Source organism: Streptomyces sp. NPDC048290, from assembly GCF_040652095.1.
GTDB lineage: Bacteria > Actinomycetota > Actinomycetes > Streptomycetales > Streptomycetaceae > Streptomyces.
Map to the genome: position 1 here is coordinate 23,519 of NZ_JBEZLM010000038.1, position 14,168 is coordinate 37,686.

The 14,168-nt window shown below is 70.6% G+C and carries 10 protein-coding genes and 1 pseudogene; 2 read left to right on the forward strand and 9 right to left on the reverse strand.

Going from position 1 to position 14,168, the window contains the following annotated elements; genetic code table 11:
- Nucleotides 1-138: 138 nt before the first annotated feature.
- Nucleotides 139-2,742 (reverse strand): ATP-dependent chaperone ClpB, encoded by a 2,604-nt coding sequence (gene clpB, locus AB0D49_RS38970; RefSeq protein WP_362768130.1) that lies wholly within the window; start codon nt 2,740-2,742, stop codon nt 139-141.
- Nucleotides 2,743-2,906: 164 nt separating this feature from the next.
- On the opposite strand from clpB, the gene AB0D49_RS38975 reads away from it, so the two are divergent.
- The gene (locus AB0D49_RS38975) at nt 2,907-3,317 is read left to right on the forward strand and encodes a TIGR03618 family F420-dependent PPOX class oxidoreductase (protein WP_362768012.1); all 411 of its coding nucleotides are present in this window, start codon (nt 2,907-2,909) and stop codon (nt 3,315-3,317) included.
- Nucleotides 3,318-3,461: 144 nt separating this feature from the next.
- Here the strand turns inward: AB0D49_RS38975 and AB0D49_RS38980 are convergent, their stop codons facing one another.
- Nucleotides 3,462-3,797, reverse strand: coding sequence for a hypothetical protein (locus tag AB0D49_RS38980; RefSeq protein WP_362768018.1), 336 nt, complete (start codon nt 3,795-3,797; stop codon nt 3,462-3,464).
- Between the two features lie 380 nt (nt 3,798-4,177).
- On the opposite strand from AB0D49_RS38980, the gene AB0D49_RS38985 reads away from it, so the two are divergent.
- Complete coding sequence (locus AB0D49_RS38985; RefSeq protein WP_362768021.1) at nt 4,178-5,143, forward strand: helix-turn-helix transcriptional regulator; 966 nt, start codon at nt 4,178-4,180, stop codon at nt 5,141-5,143.
- A 185-nt stretch (nt 5,144-5,328) separates the two neighbouring features.
- Here the strand turns inward: AB0D49_RS38985 and AB0D49_RS38990 are convergent, their stop codons facing one another.
- The 7 genes and pseudogenes from AB0D49_RS38990 to AB0D49_RS39020 form a co-directional block, all read right to left on the reverse strand.
- Complete coding sequence (locus tag AB0D49_RS38990; protein ID WP_362768024.1) at nt 5,329-6,378, reverse strand: LuxR C-terminal-related transcriptional regulator; 1,050 nt, start codon at nt 6,376-6,378, stop codon at nt 5,329-5,331.
- A 359-nt stretch (nt 6,379-6,737) separates the two neighbouring features.
- Nucleotides 6,738-7,841, reverse strand: a complete 1,104-nt coding sequence (locus tag AB0D49_RS38995) for a substrate-binding domain-containing protein (RefSeq protein WP_362768027.1) — start codon at nt 7,839-7,841, stop codon at nt 6,738-6,740.
- Between the two features lie 372 nt (nt 7,842-8,213).
- A complete protein-coding gene (locus AB0D49_RS39000) occupies nt 8,214-8,675 on the reverse strand; it encodes a helix-turn-helix domain-containing protein (protein WP_362768030.1) in 462 nt (153 codons plus the stop codon).
- Between the two features lie 5 nt (nt 8,676-8,680).
- Nucleotides 8,681-9,862, reverse strand: a complete 1,182-nt coding sequence (gene dnaJ / locus AB0D49_RS39005) for a molecular chaperone DnaJ (protein ID WP_362768033.1) — start codon at nt 9,860-9,862, stop codon at nt 8,681-8,683.
- Between the two features lie 72 nt (nt 9,863-9,934).
- Nucleotides 9,935-10,591 carry a nucleotide exchange factor GrpE gene (grpE, locus tag AB0D49_RS39010; RefSeq protein WP_362768036.1) on the reverse strand — a complete coding sequence of 219 codons (657 nt, stop codon included), beginning with the start codon at nt 10,589-10,591 and terminating at the stop codon, nt 9,935-9,937.
- Nucleotides 10,588-12,429, reverse strand: a complete 1,842-nt coding sequence (gene dnaK / locus AB0D49_RS39015) for a molecular chaperone DnaK (protein ID WP_362768039.1) — start codon at nt 12,427-12,429, stop codon at nt 10,588-10,590. Before dnaK ends, grpE begins: the two co-directional genes overlap by 4 nt.
- Before the next feature lie 379 nt (nt 12,430-12,808).
- Nucleotides 12,809-13,729, reverse strand: a pseudogene (locus AB0D49_RS39020) (MraY family glycosyltransferase); the annotation flags it as partial.
- Nucleotides 13,730-14,168: the final 439 nt, after the last annotated feature.

A 14,168-nucleotide genomic window follows, 5' to 3' on the forward strand; every position in this document is an offset into this window, starting at 1 on the left:
GGATTCCGCCATCCTCCCCCATCCGGGGAGGGGGGTGGCAAGCCCCGCCCGGCTCTGTCCGCCGTCGGCTGACGGGATAAGGCCGGGAGAGGCTGCGGAGGGCGGGAAGGGACCGCCCCAGGACGTGCTGGCCGTCGGCTACAGGGTCTTCTCCGGGGCCGTCGCCGGGCCGACGATCAGGCCCTCGCCGAAGGCGTCCACCCGGACCGTGTCACCGTCCTTGACCTCGCCGGAGAGGATCTCCCTGGCGAGCCGGTCGCCGATGGCGGTCTGCACCAGGCGGCGCAGCGGGCGCGCGCCGTACGCCGGGTCGTTGCCCTCGTCGGCGAGCCAGGCCAGGGCCTCGGGGGTGACGTCGAGGAGGAGCCGGCGCTCGGCGAGCCGCCGGGCGAGCCGGTCGATCTGGAGCCGGGCGATCCGCTCCAGCTCCGCCTTGTCGAGGGCGGAGAACACCACCAGGTCGTCCAGCCGGTTCAGGAACTCCGGCTTGAAGGACGCCCGGACCACCTCCAGGACCTGCTGCTTCTTCTCCTCGGCGCTGGTCAGCGGCTCCACCAGATACTGACTGCCCAGGTTGGAGGTGAGGATCAGGATGGTGTTGCGGAAGTCGACGGTACGGCCCTGACCGTCGGTGAGCCGGCCGTCGTCCAGCACCTGGAGCAGGATGTCGAAGACCTCCGGATGCGCCTTCTCCACCTCGTCCAGCAGCACCACGCTGTACGGCCGCCTGCGCACCGCCTCGGTGAGCTGGCCGCCCTCCTCGTAGCCGATGTATCCGGGCGGGGCGCCGACCAGCCGGGCCACGCTGTGCTTCTCGCTGTACTCGGACATGTCGATACGGACCATGGCCCGCTCGTCGTCGAAGAGGAAGTCGGCGAGCGCCTTGGCCAGCTCCGTCTTGCCCACGCCGGTCGGGCCGAGGAAGAGGAACGAGCCGGTGGGCCGGTCCGGGTCGGCGATCCCCGCGCGGGAGCGCCGTACGGCGTCGGAGACCGCGCGGACGGCCTCGGACTGTCCGATCAGCCGCCTGCCCAGCTCCTCCTCCATCCGCAGCAGCTTCTGCGTCTCGCCCTCCAGGAGGCGCCCGGCGGGGATGCCGGTCCAGGAGGCGACCACGTCGGCGATGTCGTCGGCGCCGACCTCCTCCTTGACCATGGTGTCCTTGGCGGCCTCCTCCTCGGCCTCGGAGGCGGCCTCCAGGTCGCGCTCGACGCCCGGGATCTCCCCGTACAGCAGCTTGCTGGCGGTGTCGAAGTCGCCGTCGCGCTGGGCGCGCTCGGCCTGGCCGCGCAGGTCGTCCAGCTTCTCCTTCAGCTCGCCGACCCGGTTGAGGGACTGCTTCTCCTTCTCCCAGCGGGCGGTCAGCCCGCGCAGCTCCTCCTCCTTGTCGGCGAGGTCGCGGCGCAGCTTGTCCAGCCGCTCCTTGGACGCCTGGTCGGTCTCCTTGGCGAGGGCCAGTTCCTCCATGCGCAGCCGGTCCACCGCCCGCTGGAGCTCGTCGATCTCCACCGGGGAGGAGTCGATCTCCATCCGGAGCCGGGAGGCGGCCTCGTCCACCAGGTCGATGGCCTTGTCGGGCAGGAAGCGGGAGGTGATGTACCGGTCGGACAGGGTCGCGGCGGCGACCAGCGCGCTGTCCGCGATCTGCACCTTGTGGTGGGCCTCGTAGCGGCCCTTGAGTCCGCGCAGGATCGCGATGGAGTCCTCGACGGACGGCTCGGCGACCAGCACCTGCTGGAAGCGGCGCTCCAGGGCGGGGTCCTTCTCGATCCGCTCGCGGTACTCGTCCAGCGTGGTGGCGCCGACCATCCGCAGCTCGCCGCGGGCCAGCATCGGCTTGAGCATGTTCCCGGCGTCCATGGCCGAGTCGCCGCCCGCGCCCGCGCCGACGACCGTGTGCAGTTCGTCGATGAAGGTGATGATCTGGCCGTCCGAGTCCTTGATCTCGGCGAGGACGGTCTTCAGCCGCTCCTCGAACTCGCCCCGGTACTTCGCACCCGCGACCATCGCGCCGAGGTCCAGCGCGACCAGCCGCTTGTCCTTCAGCGACTCGGGGACGTCCCCCTTGACGATCCGCTGGGCGAGCCCCTCGACCACGGCGGTCTTGCCGACGCCGGGCTCACCGATGAGGACGGGGTTGTTCTTGGTGCGCCGGGACAGCACCTGGACGACCCGGCGGATCTCCTGGTCGCGGCCGATCACCGGGTCGAGCTTGCCGTCGCGGGCGGCGGCGGTGAAGTCGGTGCCGAACTTCTCCAGGGCCTTGTAGGAGCCCTCGGGGTCGGCGGTGGTGACCCGGCGGGCGCCGCGGGCCGTACGGAAGGCGTCCTGGAGCTTCCTGGCGGTGGCCCCGGCCTGGGTGAGCACCTCACCGGCCTGGCCGCCCTTGGCGGCGATACCGATCAGCAGATGCTCGGTGGAGAGGTACTCGTCGCCGAGGTCACGGGCGCGGGACTGGGCGTCGGCGATCACCGCGAGCAGTTCCCGGTTGGGCTGCGGGGGCGCGACCGTGGACCCGGTCACGCTGGGCAGCTGCCCGATGACCTTCTCGGCCCCGGCGCGTACGGCGGCCTGATCGGCGTCGACGGCGGCGAGCAGGTCGGTGATGTTCTCGTTGTCCTGACCTTGCAGCAGCGCCAGCAGCAGATGCGCGGGCGTCAGATCGGCGTTTCCCTCGGTCACGGCCCGCTGGCCGGCCGCGTTGATCGCGTCCCGGCTCCGGTTGGTCAGCTCGGCGTCCACGTTCGCTGTCTCCTCCTCGGCGTTCCCCGCCGTCATCGCCCTCGGCACCCGCGCCGGATGGCCCGTCGGCCCATCTCCTCGTACTGACTCATCCAACGTGTATAAAGTTGAGTCTATTCCACTCAAGGCAGTGCTCGGGAGGCCCTGGGGACTACCTTCCGGCCATGGCTTCGTATCCACAGGACCCGGGCGCGCCGGACGCGTCGTACCTCAGCTTCTGGCGTGAGCGGCATGTGTGCACCATGACAACGATCCGCCCGGACGGCACCCCGCATGTCGTGCCGGTCGGGGTCACCTACGACCCCGGCACCCGGCTGGCCCGGGTGATCACGGACCGGGCGACGGCGAAGGCGCGGTATGTGGCGGCGGCCGGGGCGGAGGGGGCCCGGGTGGCGGTGTGCCAGGTGGACGGGCGACGCTGGGCGACGCTGGAGGGGCGGGCGGTGGTCCGCGACGAGCCGGAGCAGGTGGCGGAGGCGGAGCGGCGATACGCCGAGCGCTACCGCACGCCATCGGTCAATCCCACGCGTGTGGTGATCGAGATCACAGTGACACGAGCAACAGGCCGGGGCTGAGAGAGATCATTTTCAGCCACCGTGAAGATCACCCGATACCCGGAAATTTCCCCGAAAACTGCAGCGGCGTCACCGTGTTCAGGTCACGGTGACGCCGCTGCGGGGGGAAGCACCTGAGCGATCTGTTACGACGGGGGAATCGCGTCAGGCACTGCGGGGGGTGGCTGAGATGGTCTGTGATGTGGCGGGCGTGGGCTCCGCCAGTTGATGGTCCCGCTGGTCCAGATTGACGAAGATCATTCCGTAGCGGATGGCACAGCGCACCGGCTGCGGCGCGCCCCGGGGGCGGCGCAGGCAGCGATAGGCCCGCACGTCCCCGTCCTCGTCCCGGGTCACCACCACCGGCTCGCCGAACACCGTCACCATCAGCGAGTCACCGTTGTGGGGGAGCGCGGTGACAAGATCGATGAAGTGCCAGCCCGAGCGGTAGGCCGTGGCCATTTCCCTGCGAAACGACCGGTCGTCCGGCGGAGTGGTCATCGGTCAGCCCCAGCTACTGTCGTTTGCCCGGACCGGTGTGACATCGGCTGGCGGATTCGGACCCCAACTACTGTCCGCTTCGCCGGCCGCAGTCGCCCGCACCAGCCCCCAACTGCTGTCAGCCCTGGTGTCGCCCTTCGCGCCGGCCAGACCACTGAGCGTTCCGATGGCCACAACGGCGGAGAAGGCTGCGACAAGCACCGAGCGAAGCGTTCTCTTGCGCATAGTCGGCTTCGTCCTCACTTGAAGGTCCCCTCTTCCCCCGTCGGATAAGACGATGGCTCATTCAGGCACGTCGTGGCCACACAAACGGTGCATCATGTTCCTGCATGTTCAGGACCCTGGGGGGTGGAAATTTGGTAACCAAAGGGACATCTAGGATGCATCCCCATCCGGTGACCGAACTGTGCGAGGAGGGCAGTCGTCTCTACGCCGCCGCCCTCCGTGGCGGACGTATCGCCCGCACGGAGGCAGAAGCGGCTCCCTGTCTGATGGAGTTCGCCCTGCTACACCCCGATCCGGACGACCCCGAATGGCTGCGACCGGTACCCCCGGCCATCGCGCTGGCCCAGCGGCTCAACCCCATCGAGCGGGAGATAGCGGAGCGACGGCGGACCTCGGTCGAACTGACCGACATCTTCGAGCCGTTCATGAGCCTCGCCACCCAGACGACGACGTCGACCCCGTCGCTCACCGTCCTGGAGGGATTCGAACGGATCAACGGCGCCCTCGATCTGGCCACCGGGCAGTGCCAGACCGAGATGCTGACCGTCCAGCCCGGCGGCAGACGCCTTGAGCACACCCTGATGCAGGGACTGGAACGGGACAGGGCACTCACCGACCGCGGTGTCCGAATCCGTACGCTCTACCAGCACACCGCCCGGCACAGCCCCGAGACCCTGGCGTACACCGCCCAGTTCACCGACAACAAGGTCGAGTACCGCACCATCGACGAACTCGTGGAGCGGCTGATCATCTGCGACGAGACGGTCGCCTTCATCCCCACCCGGGACGACCGCCAGGTGGCCCTGGAACTGCGCCACCCCGGTCTGGTGCGCTACCTCATCAAGGTCTTCGAGTTCATGTGGAGCCGCGCGGTCCCCCTGAGTACCGGCACCCCCTACGAGACCGCCCCCGACGGCATCACCGACATCCAGCACACCATCGCCAAGCTGCTGGTGGAGGGCCATGTGGACGAGGCCATCGCCCGCCGCCTGGGCATGAACGTCCGCACCTGCCGCGCCCATATCGCCAAACTGGCCACAGCCCTCGGCAGCGGCAGCCGCGCCCAACTGGGCTACCTGATCGCCCAGTCGGGCATCCTGGAGAAGGAGGGCGACCGGTGAGCCGGCAGCGACGGTGAGAGCACGCCGGGCGGGCTCTCCAGAGACGCCGGGTGGCTCTTAAGGGACGTCAGGGCCACGCCCTTAAGGGGCGCTGGGGGTACCCCCTCTGGGGGAGGAACCACGCGACCAGCCCCCACCCACCCGCACCCGGCAGCACCTCCCCCGCCCGCGCCCCACTGACCGCGTCAGCGAGCCGTCGGCGAAGACTCCTGCCCAGGAATCGTCACCTCCGCAGCCACCCCCGGCGTAGGCGTCCCCGACGGACTGTGCAACCCCACCTGCGCTATCCGCACCCCCAACTGCGTACGACTGGCCGCCCCCAGCGTCTCCGACAACCGCGCGATATGCGCCCGGCACGTCCGCACACTGATCCCCAGCCGCTCCGCGATCACCGCGTCCTGATGCCCCTCGGCGAGCAGCGCCGCGATGGACTGCTCCCGGTGCGAGATCCCCTCGATCCCGGTGTCCGGCAGCGGCGCGGTCAGCGGGATCGCCAGCCGCCACAGCCGTTCGAAGACGGTGACCAGATACTCGACCAGCCCGGGGTGGCGCAGCTCCAGCGCCATCGTGCGGTCCGCGTTCGCCGGGATGAAGGCCACCGTGCGGTCGAAGAGGATCAGCCGGTCGATGACCTCGTCCAGGGTGCGGGCCTCCACCGCCTCCCCCATCAGTTCGAGGTAGTTCAGCAGTCCCTGCCCGTGACGGGCGACATGGTTGTACAGATCGCGCATCCGCACCCCGCGCCCCCGCAGCGCCAGCGCGCGGTGCAGCCCCTCGGACAGCTCGTGCTCCCGGCGGATGCCGCCCGGCTGCACGGTGAGCACCTCGGTGGTGCAGGCGTCCGTCGCCTCGTCCAGCGCCGCCTGGATACGGGCCGGACCGTCCAGTACCCGGATCGCCGCGCCCTCACCCTGCGGTGACGTCGGCGCGGGGCCGCCGAGACCCGCGTACCACTCGACGGCGGCGACCGCGCCGCCCACCCGTCGCTGGCTCGCGCTGACCTCGTCGTAGACCCCGCGCAGCAGCCGGGTCATGACCTCCTGCGGAGCGGTCGGCACCAGCCAGTCCATGTCGTCGGGGTCGGGGTGCAGCAGGGCCAGCTCCAGCAGACACGGCACCGGTACGGCGTCGGTGCGCGGCACCCGGCCCCGTCGTACGGCACGGGAGTACACCCGGTCGCCGGCCTCGCACAGTCGGTCGGCACCGTGGGGATGCTCCCTTCCGTGCCCGGCCATCGCCCATTCCACCCCCGGTTCCAGCCTCTCCGTGTCGTCGGCTCGGTCCGCCGACGGGCCCCGGGTGTACCCGGGAGGCCGGCACCGACGAGACCTTTCGGCTCCGCAACTATGCGCGGCCCGGACCTGCTCCGCAACACGGCTCCTCGGGAAGCGAACAGGAGAAACCACCGCTATGGGCTGCTTTCCGCCGTCCTCGGCCCGATCCCGCGCGGGAAGTCGCACGACGGGCGGCGAGACGCGCCACAAGGCGGTCGCCGGGAGACGGCAGAGCCCCGACAGGGGGAAGAAACGGGCAGAACGGAAGGGTCAAAAAGGATGGACCGGACAGGAAACGGGCAACACCCTGTCCGGATCGGTCACTTCAGGCCCGCCGCCGCGCACGGCTCCTCGTAGTCCTGGGTGCAGATGTCCGAGACCTTGTAGATCCCGTCGGCGACCACGGTGTCCTTGATGTTCTCGGACGTCAGTGCGACCACGGTGACCAGTTGGGAGGGGATGTCCTTGTGGGTGGGGCTGTCGACCCGGTCCCGGGTCAGCGCGTCGAACTGGATGTCCTTGCCCTGCACCCGGGCCACCGCCATCTCCGCGGCGGCCTCGGCCTCCTGCGGGTAGGACTTGTAGACGCTCATGAACTGCTCGCCGCTCAGGATGCGCTGCACCGCCGCCAGTTCGGCGTCCTGACCGGTGATCGGGGGCAGGTCGGTGACCCCGGCGGCCTCCAGGGCCTTGATGACCCCGCCCGCCATGCCGTCGTTGGCGGAGAGCACCCCGGCGATGTCCCCGGCCCCGATCTCCTCGATCGCCTCGGCCATGTTGGCCTCGGCGTTCTCCGGCTTCCAGTCCTTGGTGTCGTAGGACTTCGCGACCGTGACCTGTCCCTCCAGCTCGTCCAGCGCGCCCTGCTTGAACTGGCCGGCGTTGGGGTCGGTGGGCGAGCCGTTCATCATCACGATCTTGTCGGCCGCGGAGCCGCTGCCCAGCTTCTCCAGCAGGGTGCGGCCCTGCACCTCGCCGACGAGTTCGTTGTCGAAGGAGATGTACGCGTCGATCGGGCCCTCGGCCAACCGGTCGTAGGCGATCACCGGGATTCCGGCGTCCTTCGCCCTCCGCACCCCGTCCGCGACGGCCTTGGCGTCGACCGCGTCCAGCACGATGGCGTCGACACCGTTGTCAATCATGGCCTGGAGCTGGGTCTCCTGACGGGCCGCGTCCGCGTCGGCGTTGGCGTACTCCACCCGGCCCTGGTTGTCGGTGAGCGCGGCCACCCGCCGCTCGAAGATGGGGTAGTCGAACTTGTCGTACCGGGTGTTGGCCTTCTCCGGCAGCAGCAGCCCGATCGTGAGGTCGTTGCCCTTGGTGGGGCTGGCATCGCTGCTCTCGCCCGTCGCGCCCAGGACACCGCACCCTGCGAGCGAGAGGATCAGCGAGGATGTGGCCACGGGTATGGCGATACGACGCATTTCGGGGGCTCACTTCATTTGCGGACGGGACGCCGTCGGCGGCACGGCACACCGCGGACGACTGGAAGCCAACGCGCCGGTCGCGGTAACGGTCAAGCGATACTACTTAACGAGATGGCAACATCACCTTCCGTTTAACCGGTGAAGACACAGCGGATTCCTCTGTCGATCTCCTTCCGGTCGTCTCCACCGGCCCTCCACCGAAAGGGAGCTGACGGCGGGTCGGCCGGGGCGCGCGGGGGAAGCCGCGAGGCGGACACGAGTAAGGGCCGGAGGACGGTCTCCCGTCCCCCGGCCCTCACCGGGAACACCCGGCCGTCGACCGGTCGGTACATCAGCGCCTCAGCCTCGGGCCTCCGCCTCGGCCCTTGCTCAATCCGGCTGCTGCCGCTTGGGCCGCCACACCACCAGCGCGCTGGTCTGCTGCACCTCCTGGTACGGCACCAGGTCGCGGCGGTACGACGCGTGCACCTGCGCCTCGCGCTGGCGCATCGCCGCCGCCGCGCCGTCGACCGCGGACTCCAGCTCGGCCACCCGGGCCTGGAGCGCGGCGACATGGTTCTCCAGCTCGATGATCCGCTTGATGCCGGCCAGGTTGATGCCCTCGTCCTGGGACAGCTGCTGCACCTGGCGGAGCAGCTCGATGTCCCGCACCGAGTAGCGCCGACCCCGGCCCGGAGTGCGGTCGGGGGAGACCAGGCCCATCCGGTCGTACTGCCGCAGGGTCTGGGGGTGCAGGCCCGAGAGCTGGGCCGCCACCGAGATGACGTAGACCGGAGTCTCCTCGGTCATCTCGGGGACGATCCCGCGCTGCCGGGGACGACGGCCGTCCATCACGATCAAGCTCCCTTCGCGGCCTGGAACAGCTCCGCCCGCGGGTCCTCGTCCGCGGTCGCCTCGCGATATGCCTCCAGGGCGTCACGAGCCTTCCCCGAAAGGTCCTTCGGGACACTCACTTCCACCGTCACCAGCAGATCGCCCCGGCTGCCGTCCTTACGGACCGCGCCCTTGCCACGGGCCCGCATGGTGCGGCCGTTGGGGGTGCCCGGGGGGAGCTTCAGGGTGACCGGCGGACCGCCCAGGGTCGGGACCCGGACCTCACCGCCGAGCGCCGCCTCCGTGAACGTCACGGGGACGGTGACGGTGAGGTTGTCCTCCTTGCGGCCGAACACCGGGTGCGCGTCGACATGGACGACCACATACAGATCGCCCGCCGGGCCGCCGCGCTCGCCCGGCGTGCCCTTGCCGCGCAGCCGGATGCGCTGGCCGTCGCCGACCCCGGCCGGGATGCGCACCTGCATGGTGCGCGAGGACTTGGCCCGGCCGCTGCCCTTGCAGACCTCGCAGGGGGTCTCGGCGATCAGGCCGCGGCCCTTGCAGTCGGGGCACGGGTCGGTCAGCGAGAAACCGCCGCCCGAGCCGCGCGCCACCTGTCCGGTGCCGACGCACGTCGGGCAGACCCGGGGGGTGCCGTTGGCGTCGCCGGTGCCGGAGCAGGCTTTGCAGGGTGCCTGGGACGACATCCGCAGCGGGACCGTCGCGCCCTCGATCGCCTCGGTGAAGCTGAGGGTGACCTCGGACTCGATGTCCTGGCCGCGCCGGGGCTGGGTACGCGTCCCGGGCCCGGCGCCGCCGCGGTTGAACAGCCCGCCGAAGACATCGCCGATTCCGCCGCCGAAGCCGCCGCCTCCACCGCCGCCCTGGGGCTGGCCACCGCCGAAGAGGTCGCCCAGGTCGAAGTTGAAGTTGCCGCCGGCGGGGCCGCCGGGCCGGAAGCCGCCGTTGCCGAACAGCGCCCGTGCCTCGTCGTACTCCTTGCGCTTCTTGGGGTCGCCGAGGATGTCATTGGCCTCGGAGATCTCCTTGAAGCGCTCCTCGGCCTTGGCGTTGCCCTTGTTGGCGTCGGGGTGGTACTCCCGGGCCAGCTTGCGGTACGCCTTCTTGATCTCGGCCTCGGTGGCGTCCTTCGGGACGCCGAGGACCTTGTAGTAGTCCTTCTCGATGTAGTCCTTCGTACTCATCCCCGACGTCCCTCCTTCCTCGGCGTCCTTGTCGTCCTTGTCGTCCCTGTCGTTCTCGTCGTCCGGTCGACGTCAGCCCTCGTCCGGGCCACCGCTCTCCTTGGTCTCGGCGGAGTCGGCGTCGGCGGAGTCGCCCTCCGTCTTGACCGGCTGCGCTCCCGGCTGGGGTTCGGCGACCGCCACCCGCGCGGGGCGGATGGTGCGCTCGCCGATGCGATACCCAGGCTGGAGGATCGCGACGCAGGTCGTCTCGGTGACGTCCGGCGCGTAGGAGTGCATCAGGGCCTCATGGATCGTCGGGTCGAAGGGCTCGCCCTCCTTGCCGAACTGCTGGAGGCCCATCTTGGCCGCCACGGTCTCCAGCGACTCCGCCACCGACTTGAAGCCGCCGACGAGTTCGCCGTGTTCCCTGGCCCGCCCGATGTCGTCGAGGACGGGGAGCAGCTCGGTCAGGAGGTTCGCGATGGCGATCTCCTTGACCGCGATGCGGTCCCGCTCCACCCGGCGGCGGTAGTTCTGGTACTCGGCCTGGAGCCGCTGGAGGTCCGCGGTGCGCTCACCGAGCGCGGTGCGTACCTGGTCCAGCTGGGCCAGGCGACCCGCTGTCTCGGTCCCGTCCCCGGCCGTGGCCGCCCCCTCCTCGGGGGCGGTCTTCGGCTCGGCGTCGTCGGGGGTCGCGCCGGAAGGGACGTCGGGCTTCTCCTCGAAGCCCGGGGTCTCCTCCGTCACGCCGCACCGTCCTTGCGCTCGTCGTCGACGATCTCGGCGTCGACCACGTCGTCGTCGGCCTTCGGGGCGTCACCCGTGGGGGCGCCGCCCGCGGCCTGCGCGGACTGGGCGTCGGCGTACATGGCCTGGCCCAGCTTCTGGGAGACGGCGGCGACCTTCTCGGTGGCCGTGCGGATCTCGGCGCTGTCCTCGCCCTTGAGCTTCTCCTTCAGCTCGGCGACGGACTCCTCGACCTCGGTCTTGATCTCGCCGGGGACCTTGTCCTCGTTGTCCTTGAGGAACTTCTCCGTCTGGTAGACGAGCTGCTCGCCCTGGTTGCGGGTCTCGGCGGCCTCGCGGCGGCGGTGGTCCTCCTCCGCGTACTGCTCGGCCTCCTGGCGCATCCGGTCGACCTCGTCCTTCGGCAGCGAGGAGCCGCCGGTGACGGTCATCTTCTGCTCCTTGCCCGTGCCCAGGTCCTTGGCGGTCACGTGCATGATGCCGTTGGCGTCGATGTCGAAGGCGACCTCGATCTGCGGGACACCGCGCGGGGCGGGCGGCAGACCGGTCAGCTCGAACATCCCGAGCTTCTTGTTGTACGCCGCGATCTCGCGCTCGCCCTGGTAGACCTGGATCTGCACGGACGGCTGGTTGTCCTCGGCCGTGGTGAAGATCTCGGAGCGCTTGGTCGGGATCGTGGTGTTGCGCTCGATCAGCTTGGTCATGATGCCGCCCTTGGTCTCGATGCCGAGGGACAGCGGGGTGACGTCGAGCAGCAGGACGTCCTTGACCTCGCCCTTGAGGACACCGGCCTGGAGGGCGGCGCCGATGGCGACGACCTCGTCCGGGTTGACGCCCTTGTTGGCCTCGCGGCCACCGGTCAGTTCCTTGACCAGTTCGGCGACGGCGGGCATCCGGGTGGAGCCGCCGACCAGGACCACGTGGTCGATCTCGGACAGCTGGATGCCGGCGTCCTTGATGACGTTGTGGAACGGGGTCTTGCAGCGCTCCAGGAGGTCCGCGGTCAGCTGCTGGAACTGGGCGCGGGTGAGCTTCTCGTCGAGGTGCAGGGGGCCCTCGGCGGAGGCGGTGATGTAGGGCAGGTTGATCGAGGTCTCGGTGGAGCTGGACAGCTCGATCTTGGCCTTCTCGGCGGCTTCGCGCAGCCGCTGGAGCGCCATCTTGTCCTTGCCGAGGTCCACGCCGTGACCGGACGCGAACTGCTTGACCAGGTAGTCCACGACCCGCTGGTCCCAGTCGTCGCCACCGAGGTGGTTGTCGCCGTTGGTGGCCTTCACCTCGACGACGCCGTCACCGATCTCCAGCAGGGACACGTCGAAGGTGCCGCCGCCGAGGTCGAAGACCAGGATGGTCTGGTCGTCCTTGTCGAGGCCGTACGCCAGGGCGGCGGCCGTCGGCTCGTTGACGATCCGGAGCACGTTCAGACCGGCGATCTCGCCGGCCTCCTTGGTGGCCTGGCGCTCGGCGTCGTTGAAGTAGGCGGGGACGGTGATGACCGCGTCCGCGACCTTCTCGCCCAGGTACGCCTCGGCGTCCCGCTTCAGCTTCTGCAGCACGAAGGCGCTGATCTGCTGGGGGTTGAAGTCCTTGCCGTCCAGGTTGATCTTCCAGTCGGTGCCCATGTGGCGCTTGACCGACCGGATGGTCCTGTCGACGTTGGTGACCGCCTGGCGCTTGGCCACCTCGCCGACGAGCACCTCGCCGTTCTTGGCGAAGGCGACGACGGACGGCGTGGTCCTGGCGCCCTCGGCGTTGGTGATGACGGTGGGCTCGCCGCCCTCCAGAACGCTGACGACCGAGTTGGTCGTGCCCAGGTCGATGCCGACCGCACGTGCCATGACTGATTCCTCCAGCTGACTTGAGTGGAACGGACTCAAGTGTGCATCACCGACTCGACTGGGTCAACAGAGCTGAGTCGACCCCGCTCAACCTTTATCCGTTCCTTACACGCAACTGCCCTCTGGCCTGGGAAGACGCAGCCCGTCCGGCGGGGGTTGCGCGCGCCTGCAATCCAGGGGCCGCACTTACCGGCGCCCCTGGGGACGCGCCCACCCGCAATCCGGAGGTCGCACCCACCGGCGACCCTGGGGACGCCCCCGCCGTCAACCTGGAGGTCGCACCCACCGGCGACCCTGGAGCCGCACCCACGCGCGCCCCAGAGGCCGCCCCTCCCCGCACCCCCGAGGCCGCGCCGACCCGCACCCCCGAGGCCGCACCCACCCGCACCAGCACCGCCACCCCCACAACCGCCCCGCCCGCCACCCACAGCACCGCCGTCGCGTCCGCCCACCCGGTGTGCACCAGCACCCCGACCAGCACCGCCGTGAAGGCGCCCGCGCCCAGCACCACGGCCACGCCCCGCGCGGTCAGTCCCGCCCGCCGCAACCGGTGCGCCAGATGGTCCGGCCCGCTCCGCGCGAGCGGACGCCCGGACAGCCGCCGCACCAGCAGCACCAGCGCCACATCCGCTGCCCCGACGGCCGTCATGGCGAACAACACGCCGAAGGACACCGGCACATCCCCGCCTGCGCGGGTCAACAGCGCCCCGCCCGCCAGCACGAACCCCACGAACAGGGAGCCGGTCGCACCGAGGGCGATCCGCGCGGGGGGCCAGTTGTGCATCAGGAACCCGGTCAGCGCCGCCGCCAGCACGCTCAGCAGCACCGCGAGCCCGTCCCGCACCTCGACCGCCGCGCACACCGCGATCCCGAAGGCGGTCACCACGCCGACCGTCCCGGCGAGCGCGTCGGCGTGGTCGAGGGACCGGAAGGCCAGCGCCACCCCGGCGGCCCAGCAGGCGGCCAGCACCGCGCCCACGACCCCGCCACCGCCGTACGGCAGGGTCACGCACAGCGCGGCCACGGCCGTACCGGCGAGCAGGAAGCGGGTGCGCAGCCGCCACAGGTCGGCCGCCAGACCGAGCCCGGCGACGGCGGTACCGGCCGCCAGCAGCGCGCCGACCCCGTCGCCCAGCCGGGCGACCCCGGCCCACTCGCCCGCCCCGGCGACCAGCAGCGTGGCCCCGACGACCGCCGCGCCGCCGAGCAGCGGTACGGGGCGGGCGCGTCCGCGCCGGTCCAGCGGTCCGCGCCGGTCCAGCGGTCTGCTCTGGTCCGGCAGTCCGCGCCGGTCCGGCAGTCCCCTCCGGTCCAGCAGTCCCCTCCGGTCCAGCAGCCTGATCCCGTCCGAAAGTCCGCGCCGGTCCAGCGGCCTGATCCCGTCCGGCAATCCATGCCGGTCCTGCAACCCGCGCCGATCCAGCAGTCCACCCCGGTCCGGCAGTCCACCCCGGTCCGGCAGTCCACCCCGGTCCGGCAGTCCGCGCCGGTCCGGCAATCCACCCCGGTCCAGCAGTCCGCGACGATCCAGCAATCCGCGCCGCCGTGCGAGCGTGCCGAGCAGCGCCGAGAGCAGGGCGGCGAGCAGCAGGGCGGCGACGGCCGCGGCGATCCCGTAGAGCACCTGCTCAAGCTAAGCCGAATGTCACGATTTGTGATGAATACTGAGGTTCACTCGGCGCGCCGGGCGCTCCGAGGAGGCACGGGACCCCACCGGCCACCGGCCCCCACCGCGCCCG

Bases quoted from the DNA above. Each gene is read 5' to 3' on its own strand.
- AB0D49_RS38975 (WP_362768012.1), top strand. From the start codon at position 2,907: ATGGCTTCGTATCCACAGGACCCGGGCGCGCCGGACGCGTCGTACCTC.
- AB0D49_RS38980 (WP_362768018.1), bottom strand. From the start codon at position 3,797: ATGACCACTCCGCCGGACGACCGGTCGTTTCGCAGGGAAATGGCCACG.
- AB0D49_RS38985 (WP_362768021.1), top strand. From the start codon at position 4,178: ATGCATCCCCATCCGGTGACCGAACTGTGCGAGGAGGGCAGTCGTCTC.
- AB0D49_RS38990 (WP_362768024.1), bottom strand. From the start codon at position 6,378: ATGGCCGGGCACGGAAGGGAGCATCCCCACGGTGCCGACCGACTGTGC.
- AB0D49_RS38995 (WP_362768027.1), bottom strand. From the start codon at position 7,841: ATGCGTCGTATCGCCATACCCGTGGCCACATCCTCGCTGATCCTCTCG.
- AB0D49_RS39000 (WP_362768030.1), bottom strand. From the start codon at position 8,675: ATGGACGGCCGTCGTCCCCGGCAGCGCGGGATCGTCCCCGAGATGACC.
- dnaJ (WP_362768033.1), bottom strand. From the start codon at position 9,862: ATGAGTACGAAGGACTACATCGAGAAGGACTACTACAAGGTCCTCGGC.
- dnaK (WP_362768039.1), bottom strand. From the start codon at position 12,429: ATGGCACGTGCGGTCGGCATCGACCTGGGCACGACCAACTCGGTCGTC.